Origin of the sequence: Synechococcus sp. H55.2, from assembly GCF_047462495.1 — a bacterium.
Lineage (GTDB): Bacteria > Cyanobacteriota > Cyanobacteriia > Thermostichales > Thermostichaceae > Thermostichus.
In genome coordinates this window covers 26458-51019 of sequence record NZ_JANSJH010000002.1, presented here as the reverse complement: position 1 = coordinate 51019, position 24562 = coordinate 26458, and the positions used below count along the sequence as shown (strand labels likewise).

24 protein-coding genes are annotated in these 24562 nt (G+C 61.3%); 12 read left to right on the top strand and 12 right to left on the bottom strand.

What is annotated here, in order from left to right; genetic code table 11:
* Positions 1-326: 326 nt before the first annotated feature.
* Positions 327-749, top strand: coding sequence for a Fur family transcriptional regulator (locus NW844_RS00635; protein WP_414332551.1), 423 nt, complete (start codon positions 327-329; stop codon positions 747-749).
* Positions 750-812: 63 nt separating this feature from the next.
* Here the strand turns inward: NW844_RS00635 and NW844_RS00630 are convergent, their stop codons facing one another.
* From NW844_RS00630 to NW844_RS00620, 3 genes are all read right to left on the bottom strand, one after another.
* On the bottom strand, positions 813-2912 hold the full coding sequence (locus NW844_RS00630) for a thioredoxin domain-containing protein (RefSeq protein WP_414332549.1): 2100 nt from the start codon (positions 2910-2912) through the stop codon (positions 813-815).
* A 122-nt stretch (positions 2913-3034) separates the two neighbouring features.
* The gene (locus tag NW844_RS00625; RefSeq protein ID WP_414332547.1) at positions 3035-3538 is read right to left on the bottom strand and encodes a GNAT family N-acetyltransferase; all 504 of its coding nucleotides are present in this window, start codon (positions 3536-3538) and stop codon (positions 3035-3037) included.
* A 79-nt stretch (positions 3539-3617) separates the two neighbouring features.
* The gene (locus tag NW844_RS00620; RefSeq protein ID WP_414332545.1) at positions 3618-4085 is read right to left on the bottom strand and encodes an SRPBCC family protein; all 468 of its coding nucleotides are present in this window, start codon (positions 4083-4085) and stop codon (positions 3618-3620) included.
* 286 nt (positions 4086-4371) lie between these two features.
* On the opposite strand from NW844_RS00620, the gene NW844_RS00615 reads away from it, so the two are divergent.
* Positions 4372-5142 (top strand): DUF502 domain-containing protein, encoded by a 771-nt coding sequence (locus tag NW844_RS00615; protein WP_414332543.1) that lies wholly within the window; start codon positions 4372-4374, stop codon positions 5140-5142.
* Here the strand turns inward: NW844_RS00615 and NW844_RS00610 are convergent, their stop codons facing one another.
* Both NW844_RS00610 and aroA read right to left on the bottom strand, forming a co-directional pair.
* On the bottom strand, positions 5143-5472 hold the full coding sequence (locus NW844_RS00610) for a TIGR03792 family protein (RefSeq protein ID WP_414332541.1): 330 nt from the start codon (positions 5470-5472) through the stop codon (positions 5143-5145).
* 24 nt (positions 5473-5496) lie between these two features.
* Positions 5497-6831, bottom strand: coding sequence for a 3-phosphoshikimate 1-carboxyvinyltransferase (gene aroA, locus NW844_RS00605; RefSeq protein WP_414332539.1), 1335 nt, complete (start codon positions 6829-6831; stop codon positions 5497-5499).
* Between the two features lie 673 nt (positions 6832-7504).
* Here aroA and NW844_RS00600 point away from each other — a divergent pair.
* From NW844_RS00600 to NW844_RS00570, 7 genes are all read left to right on the top strand, one after another.
* Positions 7505-7972: a hypothetical protein gene (locus tag NW844_RS00600; protein WP_414332537.1), complete on the top strand. Its 468-nt coding sequence runs from the start codon at positions 7505-7507 to the stop codon at positions 7970-7972.
* A gap of 203 nt (positions 7973-8175) precedes the next feature.
* Complete coding sequence (locus NW844_RS00595; protein WP_414332535.1) at positions 8176-9168, top strand: leishmanolysin-related zinc metalloendopeptidase; 993 nt, start codon at positions 8176-8178, stop codon at positions 9166-9168.
* A 2-nt stretch (positions 9169-9170) separates the two neighbouring features.
* A complete protein-coding gene (locus NW844_RS00590; RefSeq protein WP_414332533.1) occupies positions 9171-9554 on the top strand; it encodes a hypothetical protein in 384 nt (127 codons plus the stop codon).
* Positions 9555-9620: 66 nt separating this feature from the next.
* Positions 9621-9959: a hypothetical protein gene (locus tag NW844_RS00585; RefSeq protein WP_414332531.1), complete on the top strand. Its 339-nt coding sequence runs from the start codon at positions 9621-9623 to the stop codon at positions 9957-9959.
* Positions 9959-10852: a DMT family transporter gene (locus NW844_RS00580; protein ID WP_414332529.1), complete on the top strand. Its 894-nt coding sequence runs from the start codon at positions 9959-9961 to the stop codon at positions 10850-10852. The genes NW844_RS00585 and NW844_RS00580 overlap by 1 nt, the downstream gene beginning before the upstream one ends.
* 4 nt (positions 10853-10856) lie before the next feature.
* On the top strand, positions 10857-11939 hold the full coding sequence (locus tag NW844_RS00575) for a glycosyl transferase (protein WP_414332527.1): 1083 nt from the start codon (positions 10857-10859) through the stop codon (positions 11937-11939).
* A gap of 30 nt (positions 11940-11969) precedes the next feature.
* Entirely contained in the window at positions 11970-13265 is a 1296-nt protein-coding gene (locus NW844_RS00570; RefSeq protein ID WP_414332525.1) for a class I SAM-dependent methyltransferase, read from the top strand.
* A 37-nt stretch (positions 13266-13302) separates the two neighbouring features.
* Here the strand turns inward: NW844_RS00570 and NW844_RS00565 are convergent, their stop codons facing one another.
* Positions 13303-14082 carry a hypothetical protein gene (locus NW844_RS00565; RefSeq protein ID WP_414332523.1) on the bottom strand — a complete coding sequence of 260 codons (780 nt, stop codon included), beginning with the start codon at positions 14080-14082 and terminating at the stop codon, positions 13303-13305.
* A 280-nt stretch (positions 14083-14362) separates the two neighbouring features.
* Between NW844_RS00565 and NW844_RS00560 the strand changes: the two genes are divergently transcribed.
* Positions 14363-15658, top strand: coding sequence for an efflux RND transporter periplasmic adaptor subunit (locus NW844_RS00560; RefSeq protein ID WP_414332521.1), 1296 nt, complete (start codon positions 14363-14365; stop codon positions 15656-15658).
* A 55-nt stretch (positions 15659-15713) separates the two neighbouring features.
* Complete coding sequence (locus tag NW844_RS00555) at positions 15714-18911, top strand: efflux RND transporter permease subunit (protein ID WP_414332519.1); 3198 nt, start codon at positions 15714-15716, stop codon at positions 18909-18911.
* Between the two features lie 89 nt (positions 18912-19000).
* Here the strand turns inward: NW844_RS00555 and NW844_RS00550 are convergent, their stop codons facing one another.
* From NW844_RS00550 to NW844_RS00535, 4 genes are all read right to left on the bottom strand, one after another.
* Complete coding sequence (locus tag NW844_RS00550; protein WP_414332517.1) at positions 19001-19237, bottom strand: DUF2949 domain-containing protein; 237 nt, start codon at positions 19235-19237, stop codon at positions 19001-19003.
* A gap of 213 nt (positions 19238-19450) precedes the next feature.
* The gene (locus NW844_RS00545; RefSeq protein WP_414332515.1) at positions 19451-20251 is read right to left on the bottom strand and encodes a hypothetical protein; all 801 of its coding nucleotides are present in this window, start codon (positions 20249-20251) and stop codon (positions 19451-19453) included.
* Between the two features lie 98 nt (positions 20252-20349).
* Positions 20350-21093, bottom strand: coding sequence for a low-complexity tail membrane protein (locus NW844_RS00540; RefSeq protein WP_414332513.1), 744 nt, complete (start codon positions 21091-21093; stop codon positions 20350-20352).
* 35 nt (positions 21094-21128) lie between these two features.
* Positions 21129-21347: an NAD(P)H dehydrogenase subunit NdhS gene (locus tag NW844_RS00535; RefSeq protein ID WP_414332511.1), complete on the bottom strand. Its 219-nt coding sequence runs from the start codon at positions 21345-21347 to the stop codon at positions 21129-21131.
* 104 nt (positions 21348-21451) lie between these two features.
* Between NW844_RS00535 and NW844_RS00530 the strand changes: the two genes are divergently transcribed.
* Entirely contained in the window at positions 21452-22042 is a 591-nt protein-coding gene (locus NW844_RS00530; RefSeq protein ID WP_414332509.1) for an FHA domain-containing protein, read from the top strand.
* Position 22043: 1 nt separating this feature from the next.
* Here the strand turns inward: NW844_RS00530 and NW844_RS00525 are convergent, their stop codons facing one another.
* Both NW844_RS00525 and pth read right to left on the bottom strand, forming a co-directional pair.
* Positions 22044-23492: a cation:proton antiporter gene (locus tag NW844_RS00525; RefSeq protein ID WP_414332577.1), complete on the bottom strand. Its 1449-nt coding sequence runs from the start codon at positions 23490-23492 to the stop codon at positions 22044-22046.
* 337 nt (positions 23493-23829) lie between these two features.
* Positions 23830-24501 carry an aminoacyl-tRNA hydrolase gene (gene pth / locus NW844_RS00520; protein WP_414332575.1) on the bottom strand — a complete coding sequence of 224 codons (672 nt, stop codon included), beginning with the start codon at positions 24499-24501 and terminating at the stop codon, positions 23830-23832.
* Positions 24502-24562: the final 61 nt, after the last annotated feature.

Sequence of the window (24562 nt, the reverse complement as noted above, 5' to 3'; positions counted from 1 at the left end):
GGGGATCCCACCACTGCGGACAGAGGTACCGAAGTAGGACGCTGCCGACTAGCCCAATAGGCCCCCGCCAATCCACTGCTGCCGGCTAGTCCCAACAAGCCCAAGATCATTTGGCGCCGCCGCATCCTGCTTCTCCTCAACACCCCAGCGGTATTGTAGAAGGGATATCGTCAATAATTGACCCCACTTCTTCTGCACACTGCTTAGAGAGGTCTACGCCAGTGGAGATTTTGCAACAAATCTTCAGAAACTTCGACTTGCAAATGTTAGACTAGTATAAATGAGCAACTGGCTATCTCAGACTCGGTATGACTTGAGGTTTGCCCATGCCTCGCCCTGTAGACTCTTTGGAAGCTGCTTTGGAGCGATGCCGAGAGTGCAATCTGCGCCTCAGCCGGCAGCGTCGTTATATTTTGGAACTGCTGTGGCAATGCGGCGAGCACCTTTCCGCTCGAGAGATCTATGATCGCCTCAATCGGCAGGGCAAGCCCATTGGCCACACATCCGTCTATCAAAATCTGGAGGCCCTGGCCAGCCACAACATTATCGAGTGCCTGGATCGCGCCGATGGGCGTCGCTACGGCAATCGTACCCATCCTCACAGCCATGTCAACTGCCTGGACAGCAACCGCATTTTGGACGTAGATGTGGAGCTGCCGCCGGAGCTGCTGGCCCAGGTGGAGCGGCAAACCGGCACCCGCATCCAGAGCTACCGCATCGAGTTTTTTGGGGTGGAGAACCAGAGCTAAGCCTTGGCGGTTTGGGTAGAGCAGAAGGGATCCCGGCTTGTTCTGGAGAAGGCTGAATCGCTGTCAGTAGGCTCGGTTCTGCCCTTTGCCGATCTGCGACTGGATTTGTTCCAGCGAGCTGGCCGGAGCCAGGCATTTGCTGCCCCAGCACACCAAGCCTAGCGCCCCTTCTGGCAGCGGCTCCGCTTCCGTGGGCAGGGCAAAGACGGTGGTGGGCCAAGTTCGCCGCTGAAAAGCAGGGATGTGCTCGGCCTCTAGGGTGACTTTCACCCAATTGCTGTACCAATCCAGCCCAGCAAACAAACTGGGGCAGGTGCGCGGCTGGGTGCTCATGATGTGAGCAAAGGTTTTCAGGGCCTGTTCTGCCCGTTCCAGGTAGTCCAGATCTCCGGTGATGGCGGCTAGGCGCACCAGGTTGGCAATGGCCACCCCATTGGCCGCGGGCGTGGCGTTGTCCTGAAACTCCTTCTCCCGCACCAACAGTTCAGGGGTGCTCTGGGCATCGCTGACAAAGTATCCCCCCCTGGCCGGATCCCACAGTTGCGCGTCCATCTCCTGCTGGAGCTGGAGGGCAGCCTGCAACCAATCTTGGGGGGTGGGATCCCCCACCAGCGGCAGGCTGACTTGGTGCAAGTCCAATAGGGCTTTGATCAGCAGGGCATAATCTTCCGATTTAGCGGGTACTTGGGCTGTGCCGTCGTAGTTCAGGCGCAGCAGGGATCCCGTCTGGGGGTGGCGCTGCTGGCTGAGGATAAATTGGGCGGCTCGCAGGGCCAACTGCAGACAGTCCTCGTCACCGAACACCTGGTAGGCCCGCGCCAGTCCAGAGATCATCAGGCCGTTCCAAGAGACGATCATCTTGGTGTCCGTGACAGGTGGGATCCGCCCCGGCCAAGAGCGTTGGCGGGCCGAGCGGGCATCTACCGCGGGTGGGAAGGGGGTTCTCCGCTCTGTGGAGCCGTAGCGGGCCCGAAACAGATGGGTGGTCAAGGCGGTCTCTACTTCCGGCGGCAGCTCTCCTCCCTGTTTGCGCTGCAAGACGATGCAGCCGGGCCGATCGGGGAAATTGGGCGACAGGTCAAACGCCTGCTGTAGGGCGCGGAAGGTTGCTTCATCCAGCAGATCCTGCAGCTCCTGCCAGCGCCAAACGTAGAACTCGCCCTCCTCCGGCTCCGTGTCCTCCGCCCGGGCAAAGCTGTCGGCATCCTGGGCGGCATAGAAATACCCGGCAGGGGCAGTCATCTCCCGCGCCACCCATTCCACCGTCAGGCGCACCGCCCGCTCGATAGCTGGATCCTGGATCCCGTGGGCCCACAGCTCAGACAGAAACTCCAAGATCTGCCCGTTGTCGTAGAGCATTTTTTCAAAGTGGGGCACCGTCCAGGTGGGATCCACGGTGTAGCGGTGAAACCCGCCGGCCACATGGTCGAAGATCCCTCCCAACACCAAGGCCATGCCCCGCTCCTTAGCCCGTTCCAGCGCCGTCGGCGAGCCGGGGATCCCTTCCGGTGGGTCGAAGCGGGCCGAGCGCAACACCAACTGGGCGTAGGGCATCATGGGGAACTGCTGCACCGCCCCGGCGTTGGCCAGCAAAGGCTGGATTTTGGGGATCCCGGAGCGGAGCAGGTCAGGGGGAAGGTGGTCTTCCGGCACCAGGTCGCTGAGGGTGGTCAGGGCCATCAAAATCTGGCCTTTCATCTCCTCGATTTTGTCTTTTTCCTGGCGGTAAAACTGGAGGATGCGCTGCAGCAAGGTCAAAAAACCCGGACGGCCAAAGCGGGGTTCCACCGGGAAATAGGTGCCCGCGTAAAACGGCACCAGATCATCGGGGGTGAGGAAGACATTGAGGGGCCACCCCCCCTGCCCGCTCATGAGCTGCAGCGCCTGCATGTAGATGCTGTCCAGATCGGGCCGCTCCTCGCGATCCACTTTGATGGGCAAAAAATGGGCATTAAGAAAGGCGGCGATCTCCGGGTTGGAGAAAGCCTCCCCCTCCATGACTGTGCACCAGTGGCAACTGGAATAGCCGATGGACAGAAAAATCGGCTTGTCCTCGGCCCGGGCTTTCTCCAGAGCCTCCGGGATCCAAGGCCACCAATCCACCGGGTTCTCGGCGTGCTTGCGCAGGTAAAGGCTGGAACACGTGGCGAGGCGATTGGCCATAGGTACACCTTCTCACCCTTTTTGCTTCAGGCTAGCGCGTTCTCTTCCCGAGGCCGAGCCAACCCACTGTTGTTCAAGATACACTCACCCACGCCTCTTCTTGCCCTGAGGCTCCCTGTTGGTCAGACCTGCTCCTGTTCGGCAGCCGGGATCAAAAACCCCAGCGGACGCCCGTGTAACACCAGAGTGGTGCTGGGATTTTCCACAAAACCAATTCGCTCGTAAAAGCCGCGCTGATGGGTGGTAAACAGGTAGATGCGCTCCACCGACTGCAGGTGGGGATGGCTGATCAGGGTTTCCACCAGCTTGCGCCCGATGCCCTGGCGGCGGTAGTCGTGATCAACCACAATGTCCCAGAGGACAGCCCGGTAAACCCCATCAGAGGTGGCGCGGCCAAAGCCGATCAGGCGCTCCCCGTCCCAGGCGCTGACCACCGGGTGGCTGTGGGCGATGGCCCGCTCCATCTCTTCCCGCCGGCGATTCTGGGCCCAAAAGGCGTTGCGGTTCAACAACAGCAGGAGCTGCTCCAGATCCAGATCGCCCCGCTCCAGGGAGAAGCGAATGTTGCGGTTGTCCACCGGTTGATGAGAAAGGGCGATGACAGGCTCAGGAGGGGGATCGGACATAGATTCAGACCTTGGCAGCAGCGAGAGTTAACAAGGAATCAAGGGGTCGTCGCAAAACGGAGAACAAACCTGGCCAGGGCTAGCTGGCCGGAGTATTGCTGGCGCTCGCTCCCGCCTGCTCTAGGGCATAGGCTTTGAAGCGCTCCAAGTCCGCCTGGATGGTGCTCTCCACAACTTTGCCCACAAACAGGCCATCCAAGATCTTGCCCAGGATCCCCGGGATCTTGTAGGCCACCGACAGCTTAACAATGGTACTGCCCTTGCGGTCGTAAAAGCGCAGTGCCCCGCGATTGGGCAAGCCTTCCACCGATTGCCAGCCGATGTGCTGGTGTTTCACCACCGTGTGGGTGCGGGAGATCCAACTGAAGGTGAGGCCGCGCGTATCCAGCGTCCACCGCGATAGCTCGTGATCCAGCAGTTCCACTGAGCGGATCCACTTCATCCAGCGCGGCATGAGGGCAAGGTTGGCCCACAGCTCCCACACCTGCTCGATGGGAACCGGCACCTCCACCTGACAGGTGTGCTCTAACCAATCTGACTCGGACATGGGGCCTCCCACACGACATCCGGCAGAACTATCCCAGGGCTTGGCCACAGCGCCTCGGGACAGGCTCCCCGCTTTACAAAATTTTATATCGACCTAAGATAGCATTATCGGCCTCATGAAAGTTCGGGGCTCTGCACTTTCTGGCAGCCCGGTTGTTGGGTCCGAGCAAGTTGTAGCTGCCCCCATAGGGGCAAGGCAGAAGGCAGGTATGATGATTGCCATCTGCAAGCTTCACTTACGTCGGCTCGGTGCGTCCACTCATTTGACTTGATGGAACGACCTCACCATGGTTTCTCAATGGAAACAGCATCTTAAGAACTATTTCGTGGCGGGTTTGCTGGTGGTGATCCCTCTGGCAACCACGATTTGGCTAACGGTGGAGGTGGCCACCTGGAGCATCGGCTTTTTGACCAGCATTCCCAAGCAGTTTAATCCCATCCAGGGGCTGCACCCCATTTTGATCAACCTCATCGATCTGGCGGTGGGCTTGTTGACGCCGGTTGTGTTCATCCTGCTGATCGGCTTCATGGCCCGCAACATTGTCGGCCAGTGGCTGCTCAACCTGAGCGAGCAGTTGCTCCACGCCATCCCGGTGGCGGGGTTGGTCTACAAGACCCTGAAGCAATTGGTCAGCGTTTTGTTTGCCCCCAACAATCAGCGCTTTCGGCGGGTGGTGCTGGTGGAATATCCCCGGCCTGGGGCTTGGGCGCTGGCCTTTGTAACCGGCACCATTCAAACCCCAATCCGGCCGGATGGGCCGCAGCGCTCCCTCAGCCTGTTCGTGCCCACCACCCCTAACCCAACGACGGGCTGGTACGCCATCGTGCCGGAAGACCAGGTGGTGGAGGTGTTCATGCCGGTAGAGGACGCTTTCAAGATGCTCATCTCCGGTGGGATCGTGACCCCGGAAACTTTTGAGGCCGGGCTGCAACGGCGCGAAGGGGCCCTGGCCATGCCCAGCCTGCGGGAGTTGGTGGAACAAGAGCGGGCGGCGGCATCCGCTAGAGCCGACTCAATGGAACCCGAAGTGGGCTTTGAGAGCCAAAGGATCCCCTAATCAGGCTTGTCCTTCTCCCAATAGGTCGGGCTGCCAGAGCTGGTATTCTTTGGCCTGCTCCAGGCGTACATAAAAAGGCTGCATCTGCCGATCCAACCTCTCCACTTGGTCGGGAGAGAAGGCTTTCCAGGCAGCACGGCTGGCCCAGCGGAGGATGAGGTGAACAAGTTCGGGATCCTCTTGGTCCAGCCAGACTTCTTTGCCCAAAAAGCCCGGCTGTTGTCGCAGGGCAGGCCCCCAGATCCGCTCGTCTTCCTGAATGAAGGCCATCTGGCCGCCGGGAGGAACCCGGAAGCAGAGGTGTTCGATGGCGATGGGCTGGTCTGACATCGGCAAAAGTTGGCTCTTGGCTGGCTAGGACGCGGACGAAGGGTTGATCAGCCGCTGCAGGGTGGGGATGAAGTCGGGGTAGGAGATGCGGGCACAGTCGGCCCCTCGAAGGGTGGTGGATCCCTGGGCGGCCAGGGCGGCCACCATCAGGCTCATGGCGATGCGGTGATCGGCGTGGCTGTCCACCTCGGCCCCTTGCAACGGGATCCCGCCTTTGATTTCCAGGCCGTCGGGATACTCGGTGACCTGGGCCCCCATCCGGCTGAGTTCCTGGGCGATGGCCGCCAAGCGGTCGCTCTCTTTAACCCGCAATTCCGCCGCATCGCGAATGACCGTAGTCCCCTCGGCAAAAGCTGCCGCCACCGCCAAAACCGGGATCTCGTCGATTAGCGTGGGAATGAGATCGCCACCAATGCTGCAGCCCCGCAAGCGAGCCGAGCGCACCCGCAGATCCCCCAGGGGTTCACCCGCCATCTCTCGCCGGTTCTCCACTTGAATATCGGCCCCCATCTCCTGCAACACCTGCAGCACGCCGGTGCGGCTGGGGTTGAGGCCCACATCCTGCAGCAGCAACTCGCTCTCCGGCACAATCGAGGCGGCCACCAGCCAAAAGGCTGCTGAGCTGATGTCCCCCGGTACCTGCACCGTCTGGCCCACCAGGCGGGATCCTCCCACCACAGCCACGGTTTTCGCCTCGACATCGACGTGGATCTGGGCGCCAAAGGCCCGCAGCATCCGCTCCGAGTGGTCGCGGGAGAGGGCCGGCTCTGTAACTTGCGTGGTGCCTTCTGCCAAAAGGCCCGCCAGCAACAGACAGGACTTCACCTGGGCCGAGGCCACCGGCGAGTGGTAGTGAATTCCCTGCAGGGATCCCCCCTGCACCGCTAAAGGAGCCAAGGTGCCCCCCGCCCGCCCCCAGATGTTGGCTCCCATCTGCCGCAGCGGCTCCACCACCCGCCCCATGGGCCGTGAGCGCAGGGAGCGATCCCCAGTGACAGCAAAAAAGCGCCCCCGCTGGCCGGCCAGAATCCCTAGCATCAGGCGCAGGGTGGTGCCGGAATTGCCGGCGTCTAAGACATCTGTCGGCTCCTGCAGGCGATCCAAGCCCACCCCTTGAATGCGGACGCACTCGCTGTTGAGCTCGGGGATCCCAGCCCCTAGCGCCCGAAAACAGGCCGCCGTACTGCGAGGATCCTCCCCCAGCAGCAGCCCGTGAATGACGGTTTCCCCTTCCGCCAGGGATCCCAGCATCAGGGCGCGGTGGGAGATGGACTTATCGCCTGGAACCTTGATTTGGCCGCGCAGGCTACGGACTGGCGAAAGTGTCAGGAGGTCGGGAGAAGAGGCGGTGGTCAGCACAGGAGCCGTGACAGCAGATAAAGACAGGGGCAGTCTTGATCATACTCAGGCGTGGATCTGCACCGCTTTCGCCGGCGGTTGAACTCGGGAAAGACAGGCCGTCTTTTGACAGCAGCCCTTCTCGTCCTTGAGGATGAGCTTAACAACATGGATTCCTCGGTCGGGGCTTGGCCTCGGCCTTTTTTTTGCCAGCCCTGATTTTGCAGATGTTATCTACGATATCTAGTGCCTAAAGCTTCCCAGCCACTCATTCTCCCACAATATGCAGGCAATCTCGGCTGGCGGAACATCCATTGGCTTCTGTCGCCCTTGCCTGTAGATTGTGACTGAGCGGCGGCCTGTGATCTTTTCGGGAAGGCTGTGATAGAGTCAATAGGAGTTGTGAACGAGCTTTCCCAGAAAGCGGTCTAACGGTCTCAGGGCTGGGTGGCCAGAAGGGAGAAAGCGATCCTGTAGTCTCGCTAACTCAACAACTTTGCAGAGCAAGGCAAATTACCTTTCCTTTTTGGTTGGTTAAAGTTTTTGTCAAGTAGGATCCTCAGTTGCCGGTCAGCCACAGCCGTGCCTAAAATTGCCGAGGACTGGTGTTTTTCTAGAGGGTCTGTAGATACTATTGATTTTGCCTTCCTTTGGCCTGTTCTTCGCCCATTGACCTTTCGAGACCGACTGCCCTATGACAGATACTCATCCTTGTGCCCCCTGTATTGTGGATACGGGAACTTTGGTAAATAAGCGGGATATTTACCGGCTGCTATCCGATTTGGGACGTGTCCGTTACTTCGACATCGTGGATGGCACGGTACGCAAGCAGGGGGAAGGCTGCGTGATGGATGTTTTTCAGGATCCCACCGCCGCCACGCTGGTGGTAAATGGCAGCCTTTACCTGAATGTGAATAGCTTTGACTACGCCTGTCTGCGGGATCCTGCTGCGGCGGAGGAGCTTGCTGACCTGGGTAAGGAGCGAGCGGGCGTGGTTATTGACTTGGTTCAGGACAGCCGCATCTTGCGCTTGGTCCCCCTGGTGGAGCCGCGGTCGGATCCCGCGGAACTTTTGGGGGATAACCGGGCGTTGCAGGCGGCAGTGGACGTTTTGGCCGCAGGCTGGGGCATAGAGGAAAGTTCTTCTGACTCCCTAGAATAAAGGATTCTAACCCGAAGAATTAGGCCGCCCATCTCGTCCTGAAGTTGGCCGGCACAGTGTGATGCAGATCATTCTTGGGAGGCGGGTCGCAGCCGGTATGATCCACTTGACTCGGAGAGCTTTTCGAGTTTGGGGGTGGTGTGCAGGTTTTTTCAAGGCGACGGCAGCTTCTGGGCAGAGTAGGGGGTCTGTTCGGATTCCTGGTGGCTGTGCTTCTGGTACTGGCGCTCAAGGCTTGCGGGGGAAGTGGTGGTTCCTCTTCGGTAAGTGTCACTCCCGCTCCCACAACCGTCATTCCCACCTCTACTCCAACTGTCGTTCTCACCCCTACCCCGACTGTTTTCCCTTCGCCGACGGCTACCTCTGTTCCCCAGTTCGCGATTGACGTTCGTTTTCCCGACAACAGCCTCACTCCCAGCCAGCAAGCCATTGTCCGCAGCGCGGCCTTGAGGTGGCAGGAGATCATCGTCGGGGATCAGCCGGATCTAGGGCCCACCAACATCCGGGCCGGCGAGTGTGCCGCGGGGTTTCCCAGCACAGCGCTCAATTTTCCCATCGACGATCTGCTAGTGGAGGTGCGGGCAAGAGACCTGGGCAACGAGCGGATTTTGGGGGGAGCAGCTCCCTGTTTTGTGCGGGCCTCCAATGGCCTGCCTTTCTACTCTGTGGTTGTGTTCAACAGCCAAAACCTCTCGGCTTTGGAAGAGCGGGGTGACCTGCCCATTACTGCTTTGCACGAGTTGGGCCATGCGCTTGGCTTTTTGCCCAGCGTCTGGGATCCCAAGGGGCTGACGGTGGGCTTGGTGGGGCGGGATCAGCCGACGCCGCCGGGCTATGACCCCCACTTTATTGGCCCGCGGGCGGTTGCCGCTTTTACCACGTTGGGGGGGAATGCCCCTTCTGTTCCCTTAGAGAACCAGTTTGGGGAGGGATCCCGCGATTCCCACTGGCGGGAGAGCGTCTTGGGTCGGGAGCTGATGACCACCCGCCTCGACCGGGGGGTGCCCAATCCCTTAAGCATCCTTACGGTGGGAGCGATGGCAGATATGGGCTACGCAGTGAACCCGGCGGCAGCCGATGGCTTTGAGCTGGGGCGCAGCCGGCCCCTCTCGGAACCCCTGGAGCTGCAGGAGCTGGAGCTGGCCCTACCGCTGCGGCGCTTCGATGCCACAGGCAGACCGGTGGGGGATCCCTGAGGTTGAAAAAAGCATATCTACCTATAGCCAAGCTGCCCGTTCTTAACAATAATGAGTGGCCAGTTGCAGAACGTTACGACATCGGCAAAATGGGCATTCTCAAAAAGCTGTTCGGCGGTCTTTTTTCCTTCTTTGGCATTCTCTTCGGCGGTCTGGTGGATTTTGTAACCGGGCCTTTTCGCTCGGCGCCTGGACAATCCGCTCCAAGCCAGTCGGCAACTTCCTCTAACTCTGCGGCAACGGCTGCACCTGCCAAGCCCAAAGTGGTGGTCGAAAGGCCCTTTGTGCCCAACGAGATCCCGGCTCCGCGTCCTAACCGTCGCCCTGGCCCAGCTCTAGATCTGTTCCGCGCCATGGCCCAAGAGATCCCGTCGGCGCGGGCCTAGCTTGCCCTGCTTTTGGGGAGCAGCTCGTAAGATGGAGATGGCCCTGTATTCTGGAGACTGCTCCCTATGTCGGATCTTTCTTTCTCAGAACAAGAACGGCTAAAACAGCTTGAGCGCGAACTGGAGCAGGCAGCTGCGGCCTCTGGGGCGCTGAGCTCGTCTCAGGGGAAAAATGCCGTTCGCACTTGGGCTGAGACATGGGGGCGTCCACTGCTGACGGTTTTGGCCATTTTGGGCTGTATCTTGCTGGTGGGGCTGGTCTTCCGGGTTTTCACCACTGTTCTCAAGTGGGCGGTGGTGGCGGGTCTGGGCTACCTGCTCTACGTCTGGGTGGTGGCGCCACGGCTGGGCCTTCCCACTGGAGCGAGGCCAAAGGCAGAAGACAGGGATCTGGACAGCTTTTGATGCGCAGGGATCCCTGGCGGGCCCGCGCCTACCTGGCGGCGGCTATCTTGGGCTGGGCCACAGCGGCCAGCGCCTTTAAGTTCGGGTTGCAGCACCTCTCACCGACGGTCTTGCTGATTTTTTCGGCGTGTAGCTCCTGCCTAATCTTGGGGATGGTTCTGGTGGTAACAGGGCGGGCGCCTCTTGTCCGCCAGCAGAAGGGATCCCAAATTGGCCTGTCGGCGCTGCAGGGGCTGCTCAACCCGTTTGGCTACTACGGGGTGCTCTTCCAAGCCTATGATCGCCTCTCGGCCCAGGCGGCACTGGCTTTAAATTACACCTGGCCGCTGCTGCTGGCTCTCTTGGCGGTGCCGCTGTTGGGGGAGCGCCTGCGCGGGCGGCTGCTGCTGGCTTTGGGAACGAGCCTGGTGGGGGTGGTGCTGGTGGCCACGGGGGGCTCCTGGGGCACCCTGCAAGTGGAGGATCCCTGGGGAGTGGGACTGGCGGTGGGCAGCGCCGCTATTTGGGCCCTCTACTGGCTGCTCAATGTGCGGGATGGACGGGATGCCGTGCTGAAGTTGTTCCTGGGGTTTGTCTTCGGCAGCGGCTATTGCCTGGCGCTATTGCCGTTGCAGGAGCTGAGGTGGACTCTAGCAGGGCTGGGCTGGGCGGCCTACATCGGCTTGGCGGAGATGGGCCTGACTTTTGTGTTCTGGCTGCGGGCGCTGGAGCTGGCGGACGAGCGCGGATCCCTGGCCAATTGGGTCTATGTCACGCCATTCCTGTCGCTGGGGTTGATCGCGGTGCTGTTGCAGGAGCCGATCGCGCCAGGATCGCTGCTGGGCCTGGGCCTCATCTTGGCCAGCAACCTCTGGGGATCCCGGCGGGAAAAGTCTCAGCCTGTGCTTTCCTAAGGCTATGGCGGTGAATCCAGTTCCTCTCTATGTGGCGGCAACGGCCCATGGGTTTGGTCACGTCACCCGGCTGACGGCGGTGGTGAACACTTTGCGGCGGCGGGAGCCGCAGATCCTGCCCATTTGGGTGACGCCGGCTCCCGCTTGGCTGCTGGAGCGCTACGGGGAAGGGGAGTTTCTGCATCGGCCCCGCGCTTTGGACGTGGGGGTGGTGCAGCCGGATGGGCTGCAGGCGGATCTGCCGGCGACGTTAGCGGCCCTGCGGGCGTTCCAAGCGGGGTCTGCCGACCTCATCCGAGAAGAGGCGGAGTTCATCCGCAGCCAGGGGGTGCCGTTGCTGCTAGGGGATGTGCCCCCCATTGCCGCCGCCATTGCCGAGGCCGCCGGGATCCCCTGCTGGATGGCCAGCAACTTCGGCTGGGACTTTATCTATCAAGAGTACGGCCCCCAGTTTCAGCCCTTTGTAAGCTGGATCCGCGAGCTGTACGGGCGCTGCCAGCGGCTGTTTCGCCTGCCCTTTGCTGAGCCTATGGGCGCCTTTCCCCACCAGGAACCCGTGGGGTTGACGGGGTCGGATCCCCGCTACTTGGCTGAGGAGGTGGCCCAGCGCCTAGGGCTGGAGCGGGAGCGGCCCACGGTTTTGTTGACCTTTGGCGGGCTGGGGCTGCAGGGCTTGCCCTACGAGCGGCTTTTGGATTTTCCCGACTGGCAGTTTCTCACCTTCGACCCCAAGGCTCCCCCTCTGCCTAACCTGCAGATTCTGGACGGGCAGAGGTGGCGCCCGGTGGATGTCATGCCCCTCTGCCGCTGGGTGGTGTCCAAGCCGGGCTATGGCACCCTAGCGGAGGCGCTGCGCTGTGGGATCCCCATGGCCTGTGTCAACCGTTCCAGCTTTGCCGAGTCGCCCCTCTTGGTGGAGGGATTGCGGCGCTACGGCTGGCATCGTATCCTCTCGCCGGAAGAGTTCTTTGCGGGATCCTGGGACTTCTTGCGGGATCCCCCTCACCCACCCCAGGCGTCGGAGGAGCTGGATCGCAAGGGCAATGAGGCCATTGCCGACGCTATTGCGGCGTTCCTGAGGCAGTAGCATAGGGAGCAGCTTCCTGGAGTGGATCCCATGGCCGGCAGCACAACCGAGTCTTTGCGGCAACTCTACGAGGAACTGCCCTATCCCAACGTACCCATTGAGGCGTCGGGCCGCAGCGCCATCGGTAGTCTGTACCGCCTGAGCTGGACGACGGCCCAATACGCCCGTACCCGCGCCATCCTGCCCAGCGAGGGGATCGCCATCCTCAACGTCGGCTGTGGCTCCGGCTGGGAGACCTTGATCTTGGCGGAGGCCAACCCAGGGGCGCGGCTGGTGGCCTGCGACCTCTCGCCGGCGTCGGTGCAGGCAACGGAGCGGCGCCTGCGCTACCACGGCTTTGGGGAGGTGGAGCTGCATGCCCTCAACCTGTTGGAGATTGAACAACTGGGGCAGCGGTTTGACTTCATCAGCCTCAACGACGTGCTCTATCTGCTTGAGGATCCCGTGGCGGGCTTGAAGGCGCTTAAGCGGGTGCTCAAGCCGGACGGGATCTTGCGGGCCAACCTGCACCACGCCTACCAGCGGCAGGTGATCTTCCGCCTGCAGGAGGCGTTCCGGCTGCTGGGCCTGTTTGAGCTGCCCACCCCCGAAGCCTGCCGGCGGGTGCGGGAGTTCATGGCCAGCCTGGCCTCTGACGAGCTACGCGCTGCCCTGCACTGGGATCCCCAGATCTACAGCGACGACACCAACATCCGCGCCAACTACCTCTTACCCGGCGACAAAGGGTTTTTGCTCCCGGATCTCCTGCGCATGCTTCAAGAGGCGGAGCTGGGCTTGGTTTGCCTAGTGGACTACGCCGACTGGGATCCGACGCTGCTCTTCAAAGACAGGGCCATGCCGGCTTGGCTGCAGGCGGAGCTGGACAAGCTTTCCCCTGCCGAGCAAAACCACTTCTACGAGCTAATCTACCCCAACCACCGCCTAATCGACTTTTGGGCGGAGCACCCCGGCTCTTCCCTGGTCTTGCCCTGGAGCGACGCCGACTGGCTGGAGGGCAGGGTGCAGCTCAACCCCATCCTGATGGACAACGCCGAGTTTCGCCACAACTTTGCCCAGGCCCACGACAAGAAGCTGGAGTTTGCCATGAACTGGCCGGGGGCCAGCCGTGGGCGCCTGACCATACCAGCCCCCCAGATGGCCTGGCTGGGATCCCTGTTGCAGGGGCCAGTGGCGGTGGCCGGCCTGATCGAGCAGGCGGCCCAAGCCCATCGGATCGACCAGGAAGCGGCCCAGGAGCAGGTGCTCACCTACCTGGCAGGGCTGGAGTCGTTTCTGTTTGTGATGTTGGATCCCAGCCCAGCTTCTCTTGCCGAAGAAGGGATTTGAAATGGCGGCAATCTTGGGCCTGCAGGGGAGAGGATCCCTAGCGGTCCACCAGGCGCAGCTCAAAGGTAAGAATGTTGGCGGCCAAAATCTCCAAAGCTCCCCCCTCGATGAGGTCGCGGGTGAGGGCAGCCCCAGAGCCACTTTGTTGGATCAATTCTCGGCTGCGGCGCACTGTCTCTTGCCGCTGGGGATCGTCCACAACCACCTGCCGCTGGTTGGAGAGGCTGAGGCGGTAGTAGTGGGGCAGCTCGCCACGGGTGGCGTCAATGGCCAGGTTGGTTTCTTCAGGAGCAACGCGGAAGGGGGCACGGGCGGTGAGCAGCGCCACCTGGATATCCTGATCCCGCCCGTCCAGGCCCTGGAGCTCGGAGATGTCGATCTGGAAGCGGAGGGTGTCGCGGTCGCGGCTGAGGCGCTCTGCCCGCACCTGGTTAAAGCCGACGGCAAACTCCCGCTCCGGCTCGCCAAACCGCTGGATGGTGGACTGCAAGACCGATTCTTCGTTGAGGGGGGTAACCCGGATGAGGTAGTCCCAGTTCTGGACAAAGGCATACTCATTGGGCCCGACGCGGACATTGGGATCCACCAGGTTGGCAGTGGGGCCAGGGCTGCCGGCCCGGCTGAGGGCCACCAGGTACCAATAGTTGGGGCTGATGGGCAAGCCCATGGTCATGCGCACTTCCAATACTGGCCGCGCCCAAGCAGCAACCGCCGTGAAGGCTGTGATGGCTGCTGCTCCGAGGCAGCTCCACAGCCAGTGCTGAGGACGACAGTCGAGCTGCAGCGGGCGAAACCAGGTTACGGCTACAGTCCTCATATCAACTTCCTCAACTGCAGCGACTTGCCTTCGCGTCAGGTAACAAAAGATCCGATGCTTGCGCAACAAGTTTAGAACCGTCTGGCCAAAGATGGCCGTTGTCCGGCGAGCTGGGGCTCTGGACGCTAAGCTGGGCTTTTGGCTAAGCATACACCTTAGTTCTGGATTGGGAAGGATGGCAAGCGCTTTTGCACAGGTGCAGGAAGGCACAGGCTCATTACCTTGGTTAGTTGAGCCAATGCAGAGAGGGGATGCCTCTGTTGTGGGAGCAGTTGTAATCATGAGGCGATTGCGAACAGCTCTGCCGCTGTTGTGTTTTTCTTTGCTGCTGGCTGCCTGTCGAGCGGGGGGGCCCCCTCGCGGCATGGAAGGCCGAGGAAGTGGACAAAGCCAGCCCACCCCGGTGGCCATCGGCGCCGTGGAAGAACGGCCCATTCAGGAGACTGCGGAGTTCATCGCCAGCCTCGGATCCCAGCAGGTGGCAAGCATCCGGCCCCAGGTGAGCGGCCAGGTAACCCAGGTGTTCGTGCGGCTGGGATCCCAGGTCTCTGCCGGGGCGCCCCTGTTTGCGATCGACAGCCGGCAGCAACAGGCGGCGGTGGCCGGCCAAACGGCGGGGATCGCGGCGGCCCAGGCCAACCTGGAGAGCAGCCGAGCCGTGCTCAGCCAGTTGCGGGCGGAGCGGCTGCGGCTGGAGGCGGCGGCAGAGTTCGCCCAGGAGCAGCACGAGCGCAACCTGCGCCTCTTGGCCGAGGGGGCTATTAGCCAGGCGCAAGCGGATCAGTCCAGCCGCGATCTGCGCCAGGCGGAGGCAGCCTTGGCGGCCCAGCAGGAGCAGATCCGGGCCCAAGAGGCGGCCATCTTGCGGGCAGAGCGAGAGGTGGAGCGGGCCCGGGCCGAGGCGGAGCGGCAGCAGGTGCAACTGCAGTTTTTCCAGGTCACGGCTCCCTTTGCCGGCATTGTCGGCGAGGTGTTGGTGCGGCAGGGGGATTATGTGACACCCCAGACGGTTTTGACCACCCTGACCCAAACCCAGGCGCTGGAGCTGAACCTGAACATCCCGCTGCAGCAGGCCCCCCGCCTGCGCATCGGCACGCCGGTGCAGATCCTAGATAGCAGCGGCGAGGTCATCGGCACCAGCCAAGTCTCTTTCATTGCGCCTGAAGCGGATCCCGGCACGCAGTCGGTCCTGGCCAAGGCCTTGCTGGAGAACCCCGCCGGCCAGTTGCGTAACGCCCAGTTTGTGCGAACCCGCATCGTCTGGGAGGAGCGGCCAGCTTTGTTGGTGCCGGTGACGGCGGTAGCCCGTCTGGGCGCCCAAACCTTTGTCTACACGGTGCAGACTGCAGGTCCTGCAGAAGAGGGCCAGCCCCCTGGAGCGGTGGCGGTGCAAAAGCCGGTGCGGCTGGGATCCATCCACGGCAACAGCTACGAGGTGCTGGAGGGGCTGCAGGCCAATGAGCCGATTGTGCTGAGCGGCCTGCAAAAAATCCGCGATGGCGCCCCCATCGTCGATGAGGTGCTTTTGCAGCAGAGGAGGCAAGGAGGAGGGAGACCACCTGGATCCCCGCCCTAGATCTCCCCTCTTGAGCTCGGCCACTCCCTTCTACTCCTCATGCGGATCCCTGTCTATGTTTGTTGACTTTTTCATTCGCCGCCCTGTCTTTGCCAGCGTCTGCTCCATCCTAATCGTGCTGGTGGGAGCGGTGAGCATCCCCCTGTTGCCGGTGGACTACTACCCGCAGGTGGCGCCGCCGGCAGTGACGGTGACCGCTGTTTACCCCGGGGCCGATGCCGAGACGGTGGAGACGGCGGTGACGAATGTGCTGGAGCAGGAGATCAACGGCGTCGAGGGCATCCGGTACATCTCCTCGGTCAGCAGCAGCAACGGCACCAGCCAGATCACCGTCACCTTCAGCCCGGATCGGGATCTGGACACAGCAGCTGTGGATGTGCAGAACCGGGTGGCACGCGTGCAGGCGCGGCTGCCGGCAGAAGTGATTCAAAACGGCCTCAGCGTGGAAAAGGCGGGCGATAGCGCTTTTGTGCAGGTGGTGGCGCTGCGCTCAGAGGCGGGGGAATACGACGAGCTGTTTGTGAGCAACTACGCCGAGCTGTTCGTGCGGGATGCCCTGCGGCGCATCCGTGGCGTTAGCGATGTCATCGTCTTTGGGGAGCGCACCTATGCCATGCGCATCTGGCTGGATCCGACGCGGCTGGCCGGCTACGGGCTGACGGCGCTGGATGTGGTGAACGCGGTGCGCCAGCAGAATATCCAGGTGCCTGCCGGCCAAATCGGCAGCCAGCCCAGCCTGCCGGATCAGGAGTTTCAGATCAGCGTCCAGGCCACGGGTCGGCTTTCCCAGCCGGAGGAGTTTGCCCAAATTGTCCTCAAAGCCAGCCCAAATGGCGGCTTGGTGCGCATTGCCGACGTGGGCCGGGTGGAGCTGGGAGCCCGAAGTTACGATACGTTCTTCCGCATCGGCGGCCAGGAGGCGGTGGGGATCGCCATCACCAAGCAGCCGGATGCCAACGCCCTCGAGGTGTCGCGGCAGGTGCGGCAGACGTTGGCCGAGCTGGCGAAAAATTTCCCGCCCGGCTTGATCTACGAGATCGCCTTCGACGCCACGCTGTTCATCACCGAGTCGGTACAAGAGGTGATCTTCACCCTGCTCCAGGCTATCGTCCTGGTGGTGCTGGTGCTGTTTATCTTTTTGCAAGATTGGCGCATCACCCTTATCCCTACCGTCACGATCCCGGTGGCGCTGCTGGGGACGTTCGCCTTTGTGCGCCTATTCGGCTTTTCCATCAACACCCTGACCATGTTTGGCCTCACTTTGGCCACCGGTTTGGTGGTGGACGACACCATCGTGGTGGTGGAGAACATCTCCCGCTACATCCGCGACCGCGGCATGCGGCCTCTGCAGGGGGCCTCGGCGGGGATGAACGAGGTGCTGGGGGCGGTGATTGCCACGACGCTGGTGCTGCTGGGCTTGTTTGTGCCGATCGCGTTCTTTCCCGGCACCAGTGGCCGCATCTACCAGCAGTTTGCCGTCACCATTGCCGTATCGGTTTCCCTGTCTACGTTTAATGCCATTACCCTGGCCCCGGCGTTGTCGGCGCTGCTGATCCGCCCACGTTCTGAGCAGATGTTTTGGCTGTTGCGCTGGTTTGACCGGGCGGTGGAAGGGATCCGCGCCGCCTATCGCCGGCTGCTGGAGCTGGTGGTGAAGCTGCGGCTGGTGGTGGTGGCGGGGTTTGTCGCCTGTCTGGGCCTCACCTATTGGCTGTTCCAGATCGTGCCAACGGGGTTTGTGCCGGATGAGGATCAGGGCTTTTTCATCACCATTGTGCAGGGGCCGCCGGGGGTTTCGCTCAACTACACCGACCGGGTCATCCGGCAGGCCAGCGCCATTTTGGACGGGATCCCGGAAATCGAAAACCAGGTGATCGTGGGGGGGTTCAGCTTTACTGGGCCCTCGCCGGGGAACGGGTTGATCTTCGCCACCCTCAAGCCCTGGGACAAGCGGCGGCGACCGGAACAATCGGCGCAGGCGATTGTCAACCGGCTGTTCGGGCCCTTTTTGGGCGGGATCAGCCGCTCGTTGGTGATCCCGATTTTGCCGCCAGCCATTCCCGATCTGGGAAACACGGGCGGGTTTACCTTCCAACTCCAGGATCGGGGGGTGAACGATTTCAACCTGCTGCAGCAGACGGCCAACGCCTTTTTCTTTGTGGGCAACTCGCCGCCCCCGCCGGGCCAGCCCCCCCTGGGCGTGCGGATTAATCCGCCCACCTTCAACGCCAACTCCCCCCGGTTGCAGGTCAAGGTGGATCGGGACATAGCGCAGGTGCTGGGGATCCCGCTGGCCGAGGTCTTCGGCACGCTACAGACGCTGCTGGGAGGCACCTATGTCAACGACTTTGACCTGTTCAACCGAAACTACCGGGTCTACGTCCAGGCGGACCAGGCTTTCCGGAGCAGCCCCGAACGTATTGGCCAGTTCTACGTGCGCGGTGGGCAGGGGCAGCTCTTGCCCTTGAGCACGTTGGTTCAGGTGGAGGAGACCACCGGCCCGGCGCTCATCAATCATTTCAACCTCTTCCGCTCGGCGGAGATCCAGGGCAGCCCGCTGCCGGGCTTCAGCTCGGGCCAGGCCATTCGGGCTATGGAAAGTCTGGCTGCCCGCTTGCTGCCCCAGGGGTTTGGCTTCGAGTGGTCGGGCCTGTCCTTAGAAGAGATCGAGTCGGGGGGGCAGGCGCCGCTGATCTTTGCTTTGGGGTCGGTGTTCGTCTTCCTGGTGCTGGCGGCCCAATTTGAGAGCTATGTGGATCCCTTGATCATTCTGCTGGCGGTGCCGCTGGCGGTTTTGGGGGCGCTCTCGGCCCAACTGCTGCGGGGCCTGGCCAACGACATCTTTTGCCAAGTGGGGCTGGTGATGTTGATCGGTCTGGCCAGCAAGAACTCGATCTTGATCGTGGAGTTTGCCAACCAACTGGTTGCCCAAGGGATCCCACTGGCCAAGGCCGCGATCCAGGCGGCGGAGACGCGTTTCCGCGCCATCCTCATGACGGCTTTGAGCACGATCCTGGGCATTTTCCCGCTGGCGGTGGCCAGTGGCGCCGGGGCTGCCAGCCGCCAATCTCTGGGCACGGCTGTTATCGGCGGTATGTTCGTCTCAACCCTACTCAGCCTGCTGGTGGTGCCGGTGCTGTATGTCGTCCTCAAAGGGATCCAAGCCCGGCTGTTGGGGGGAGCGACTGTGGATCTGGCGCATCTGCCGCCGCCAGAGGATCCCAAAGGTCTGCTGCCGGAAGAATCGACTTGATTGCAGGGCAAGACCTATGCCTGTGGATTCCAGCTTCTTCCAGGGACACAGAGGGATAGCGCAGAACCTTGGGGCTCTTGCCCCTTTTCTCAGCCGAGGGCCTCATCTCGGAGCAGCTCGGCGCCGCTAGATACTCTCTCCCAGAACTGGGCCAAGTGTTGCAGGCCCACGAACCCCAACTGCCAGAGGATCAAAGCCAGGGGGCCGTGCTGCTGCCGCTGGATCTTCAGGGCCAAGGCCAGTTGTTTGGGCTTGAGGAGCTGTTGCTGCTCGGCAAAGCGGCAGAACTGCCGATCCCATTGGCTGAGGGCTTGTAAATCCGGCATGGTCGGTTCCATAGGCTTGGCTGGACAAGAAACGCATGGATTGAACGTCAGGGGTCGGGATCTCTGCAGGAATCTTGAGGATCTTTTTGTGGATCCCTTTCAATGGATTTCTTCCAGGGTAAGCGCTCCCCTCAGCTCTCCCCAAGGCGGGTCAGGGCAGAGGGCACTGAGCTTTGCCGCAGAGCTGGCTTACAGGTGCTGTTGGGATAACCCCTAGCTCCAGGGATCGTCCTCGAAGGGGCTGTCCTGCCAGTAGCCACCCGACTGGGGGAGAGGAGACTGTTGGGGTGGTGGGTAGCCGATGGGAGTAGAGGGCGGCGGTGTGGGGATGGGAGTCGGCTTTTCCATATCCTCAAGCCGCGGCAGGTCGGCAGGCTTGGGTTCGACACCGAGGTTTCTCAGCTTGGCTTGCGTTTCTTGCACCTGAGCATTGAGCTCTTCTAGGTAGGCGCGATAGTGGTTGGCGGCTTCTAGATACTGCTTGGCTTTCTTTTCGTTTTCGTGGACAACCGCCTCCAGCTCTTTGGTACGAACGGTGTAGTCGGCCTCTTGGTTGGTGAGGTTTTCGATGGCCTGGTTGAGCACAGCCCGCCGGCGCTCCAGTTGGGCCACGATCTCCGACAGTTGCCGTTCCCGCTCGCTGAGGCTGCGCTCGCGGTTTTGGGTTTGTTCCAGTTGAAAGCTGGCTTGGCTCAGCTGCTCTCGCAAGTACATCACTTGCGGCTCTGTCTCGTTGCGCTCCTGCTGCAACTCAAAGACCCGTGCTTCCAGGTTGTCTTTTTCCTGCTGCAAAACTTCCCGCTCATGCAAAAGACGGGTGTAGAGCTGGTTGAGGAAGTCCACCTCCATCACCACCTGGCTGAGCTGGGTGGCGTATTCCCCAACCAAAGCCAACTCCCGCGCGAGGTTTTGGGTTTCGCTGGTGGCTTGCTCGGTGAAAAACTGGGGAAGTTGGGTGGTTTCTCTGAGGCGTTGGGTGAACTGTTTGAAGCGGAAGGAAAAGTTGCTCGCCATTGCCGGTGCGGTAGCCTCGAAGATCAGGGGAATGCCGATGGTTCGGTTTCACAGTGTGTTGTCTGGATTGACTCCAATCTAACATCGAGCCACAACCCTTAGGTGGGATCGAGGGGAGTTTCAGGGGCCGGCAGGGCAACTTCTGCGGAGGGATCCCGTTTCTGGGATTCGGGTCGTGGGTCTCCTGCCACTTCATTGCCTTGACTGCCTTTAACCTTGTCTCCTGGTTTTTTCAAGTCGCCTTCAGAGAGGTGGCGCAGCAGCCGTTGCAGCAGCGGGATGTGGCGATCGCCGACGACGGAGAAGCGGCTCTCGATCTCCTCAGCAGGGATGGGATCCAGTTGGGCCAGCTCCGGCTCGCTGAGGAGGAGCACCCGTATGGCGGCAAGGGGGATCTGCAAGAACAGGTTGGCCCCCCAAAATCCAAAGGCGGCTACGGCCAGGCCGGCTAAGCGGGTGCCGTTGCCAGGGGTGAGGGGGGCAAAGAGGGGGGCAAAGTCGTAAAGGCGCTCACCGATTTCCAGCATCAGGATTGCCGCCAACAGCGTCAAGATCTTGTGTTCGGGGCTGAGGAAGGCAGCCAAGATGCGGCGTTGGTCGGGGGTGAGTTCCTCTGGGGGAACAGAGGCCACCAACAGGCTGAAGATGTCGAACGGTTTGCGCCACTGCATGGCAAAGACCGGCGCAATGCCCACCACAGCTACCCAAGCTTGCTCCACCCCCACCGGGAGGAGGGGATCCCCCGTGGCCAGCCCGATCAAGGTCAGCCCCACCCACAGGGGGAAGGCAAGGATCCCGGCGGCGTGGATCCAGAGGAAAGGTTCCTGCCAATGGCTGCGCATGGGTGGGTTCTGGGGGGATCGGAAAAAGAACAGAGCTAGGGGCGGGATTTGTCGATCACTTCCAGTTCTGTGAGGCGGAAGGTGACCAATTTATCCCAGTTGCCGCCTTCAAAGAGAACGGCGGCGTGGTCGTCGGTAACCCGCTGCACTTGTCCTTCAAAGAGGTAGTAGGTGTCGTTGGGATTGATGACCCGCACGGCAACGCCGGGGTAGATGGGGGGCAGGTCTTGGAGAAGAGATGGAGTTGCAGTCATGGTTGCTGTTAACAATCCTTACCGGTGGGGAAACCCTACCCTATCATTATGGGGGAAAGGCCCTCTCTTGCCGAGCCTTTCTCTGGCAAAGCAGACCCCAGACAATGTCTACCGACGCAAAGTCTTTCCCATCCCAGGTTTGGCACGTGCTGGTCATCGATGATGAGCAGGGACGGCGGGCGGTGGCCCTCAGCGCGGCCACTTACTCCATCGGCAGGGATCCCGGCAACGCCATTGTCATCCATTCGGCGGCTGTTTCTCGGCAACATGCGCTGCTGCTGCGGCTACCCCAAAAAGACGGCCAGTACACCTACCGGCTGTTGGACGGCAATATCGAAGGCAAGCGCAGCACCAATGGCATCTCGGTAAACGGGCAGCAATGTTTGAGCTGGGATCTCAAGGACGGGGATCAGATCCAGTTGGGGGATCAGGTGCGGATGCAGTATTGCATTCGCCGGTTGTCGGACGAAGATTTTCAGCGATATCTCCAGTCGGTGAGCTTTCGCAGCGTGAAGACGGAGGTGGTGGATCGGCGCTCCACAACGATGCAGCGGTTTGAGCCGCCCTCGCTGCAGGTGATTTTGCCCCAAGAGGAGAGGACGGAGAAGGTTGAACACGTGGGCTCCCGCCGTCGCAACCCGTTGCGGCTGCTGTTCCAGACGCTCTGGGGGCGTTTGGGGAGAAAGCCGAGGTGATTTAACCCTCAGGAATGCCCACCTGCTCTGAGTCTGAGCGCGCTGATGGGGTTTCGACGCGGTCTTGCTCTGATGCTTCTGCCTGCAGATCCAGAAGGGAAGGAGGAGAGTCTGCTGCCCCGGGCAAGACTCCCCGCAGCCAGAGGGGGGCGATAAAGGTGGTGGCGATCACCATGACGATGATGCTGACGTCCAGGGCATCGGAGAGAACGCCGCTGGTGGATCCCACGCCGGCAAACACCAGGCCCACCTCGCCGCGCGGGATCATGCCCACGCCAATGGCATAGCGGTTGATGCCCGGCTTGCCGAACGCCCCCAGGCCGGCGGCCAGCTTGCCCACAATCGCAACGCCAATCAAGAAGACGGCAATGATCAGACCCTCGCGGTTGGCGGGGAGGGTGGGGTTGAGCACGCCGAGTTTGGTTCGGGCCCCGACGCAGACGAAGAAGATGGGCACCAGCAGGTCAGAGACGGGTTTGATCTGCTCTTCCAGCTCTTGCCGTTTCTCGGTTTCGGCCAGAATGAGGCCGGCGGCAAAAGCGCCCAAGATGGCCTCCAGGTGGATCACCTGGCCCACGTAGGCCAACAGAAAAGCCAGCACAAGGGCGGGCAAAAGCGGGTTGCCGCGGGTTCTTAGGTTGTTAAGGAGGGCTACAAAGTAGGGGCTGAGGAGGCGCCCCAAAACAATGGAGCCGACCAGAAAGACGATGGCGCTGACGATGATGAGGCCGATATCGGCTAGGTCAACCTCCCCGGTTTTGGCCAAGCCCGCCACCACGGCCAAGATGATGATGCCCAACACGTCGTCCAGGACGGCAGCGCCGATGATCACCTGCCCTTCGGGGGAGGTGAGTTTTTGCAGCTCGGCCAAGACGCGGGCGGTAATACCAATGCTGGTTGCTGTGAGGGCGGCCCCGGCAAATACCGCGGGGATGGTGGGCACATGAAACAGGTAGAGCAAGCCCAGTGTTCCCGCCAGGAAGGGCACAGCAACACCGATGACGGCTACGGCTGCGGCCTGGGGGCCGACTCGCAACAGCTCGGCCAGATCCGATTCGAGGCCAATTTCAAACAAGAGGATCACCACCCCGATTTCCGAGAGGGTGTCGATGATCTGGCTTTGGGCGGAGAACACCGGCACCAGGGATCCCTCGTCGAGGCCGGCAGTGGTTTGCAAAAATTGCATCAGGGCTGAGGATTGAGCCAAGGTATGCAGCTCTTGGCCGGAAACTGGCCCCTCTGGGAAGACGAGCAACCCCAGGGCAGAGGCTCCCACCATGACGCCCCCCAGCAACTCTCCCAGCACGGGGGGAAAACTCAGGCGAACGGCAATTTCTCCGGCAACGCGGCTGGCCAGGTAGATGACCACCAGAGACATCAGCACCGCTACCAGGATCAGAGGGGCAAGATTGGCGTCCACGGGAGCAGCAGCTTCGACGGCAAGCAACATGGGATCCGGGCAATTCAACAGCAAGATCTCAACCTCAGGTGGACTGCTTTGGGTCTTGTTTTCGTCTTGGGCTGGCACGAGCAGCATCGCTTGGCCAGAAGACTGTTACAAAGGCTAACCCTCATCGGGATCCGCTTGCAACGCTTACATCGGCACTTTGTTCTGCTCAGGCCCATCTCTGTCGAGCGGAGCAGCCTGGAACTAGGCCCGGTTCCATCTGTAGATACTCCAGATAATTAACACTTATCTGGAGTATCGCTTTCCCAATAGAATTGCCCGCTCTCTTGCCAGACAAGACCACACTCCCTCAAAACCGGCAATCGAGGGGAGCCACTTTTTAACCTTCGCACTTTGAGGTCGCCCGCTCCTCACGGAAAGTCCTGCTTGGGCCCAGGGGAGGATTTTGTCCATCTCGCTCGGACGTTGGCCCAGACAGATCTAGGGGATTAAACCGGTTCATGGCCGTCATCAGCCCCTCTTGCAAACAGCACTCCACCGCCTCTACCGCCGTATCCAACACCTGCTCCAGCACCTCTTGTTCTGCAGGGGCAAATCCACCCAACACATGGCCAATCACATCTTCGCTGCCCTTGGGTTTGCCCACCCCCAAGCGTAGCCGCGGCAACGCCTCGCTCCCCACGTGCTGAATGATGGACTTCATGCCGTTGTGTCCGCCGGCAGAGCCGGATCCCCGCAGTCGCAGGCGACCCAGGGGCAAGTCCATATCGTCGTACACCACCAACACCGCGGCGGGATCCAGTTTGTACCAGTCCAGCACTGCCCGCACCGCTTGGCCGGAACGGTTCATGTAGGTCTCCGGCTTGAGCAGGCGCCGCTTGCCCCCCAGAACAAAACCTTCTCCGTAGCTGCCTTGGAACCGCTTTTCCAAAACCAACGGGATCCCCCAGCGCTGCGCCAGCCGATCCAGCACCATAAAGCCGCAATTGTGGCGGGTATCGGCATATTGTGGGCCGGGATTGCCCAAACCCACAATGAGCTGCAAAGCCATCTCATCGGTTCCCTTGGTCTTGACCTGAGTCACAGCGCTTTTCGCCTCCTCGGGCTAGGTT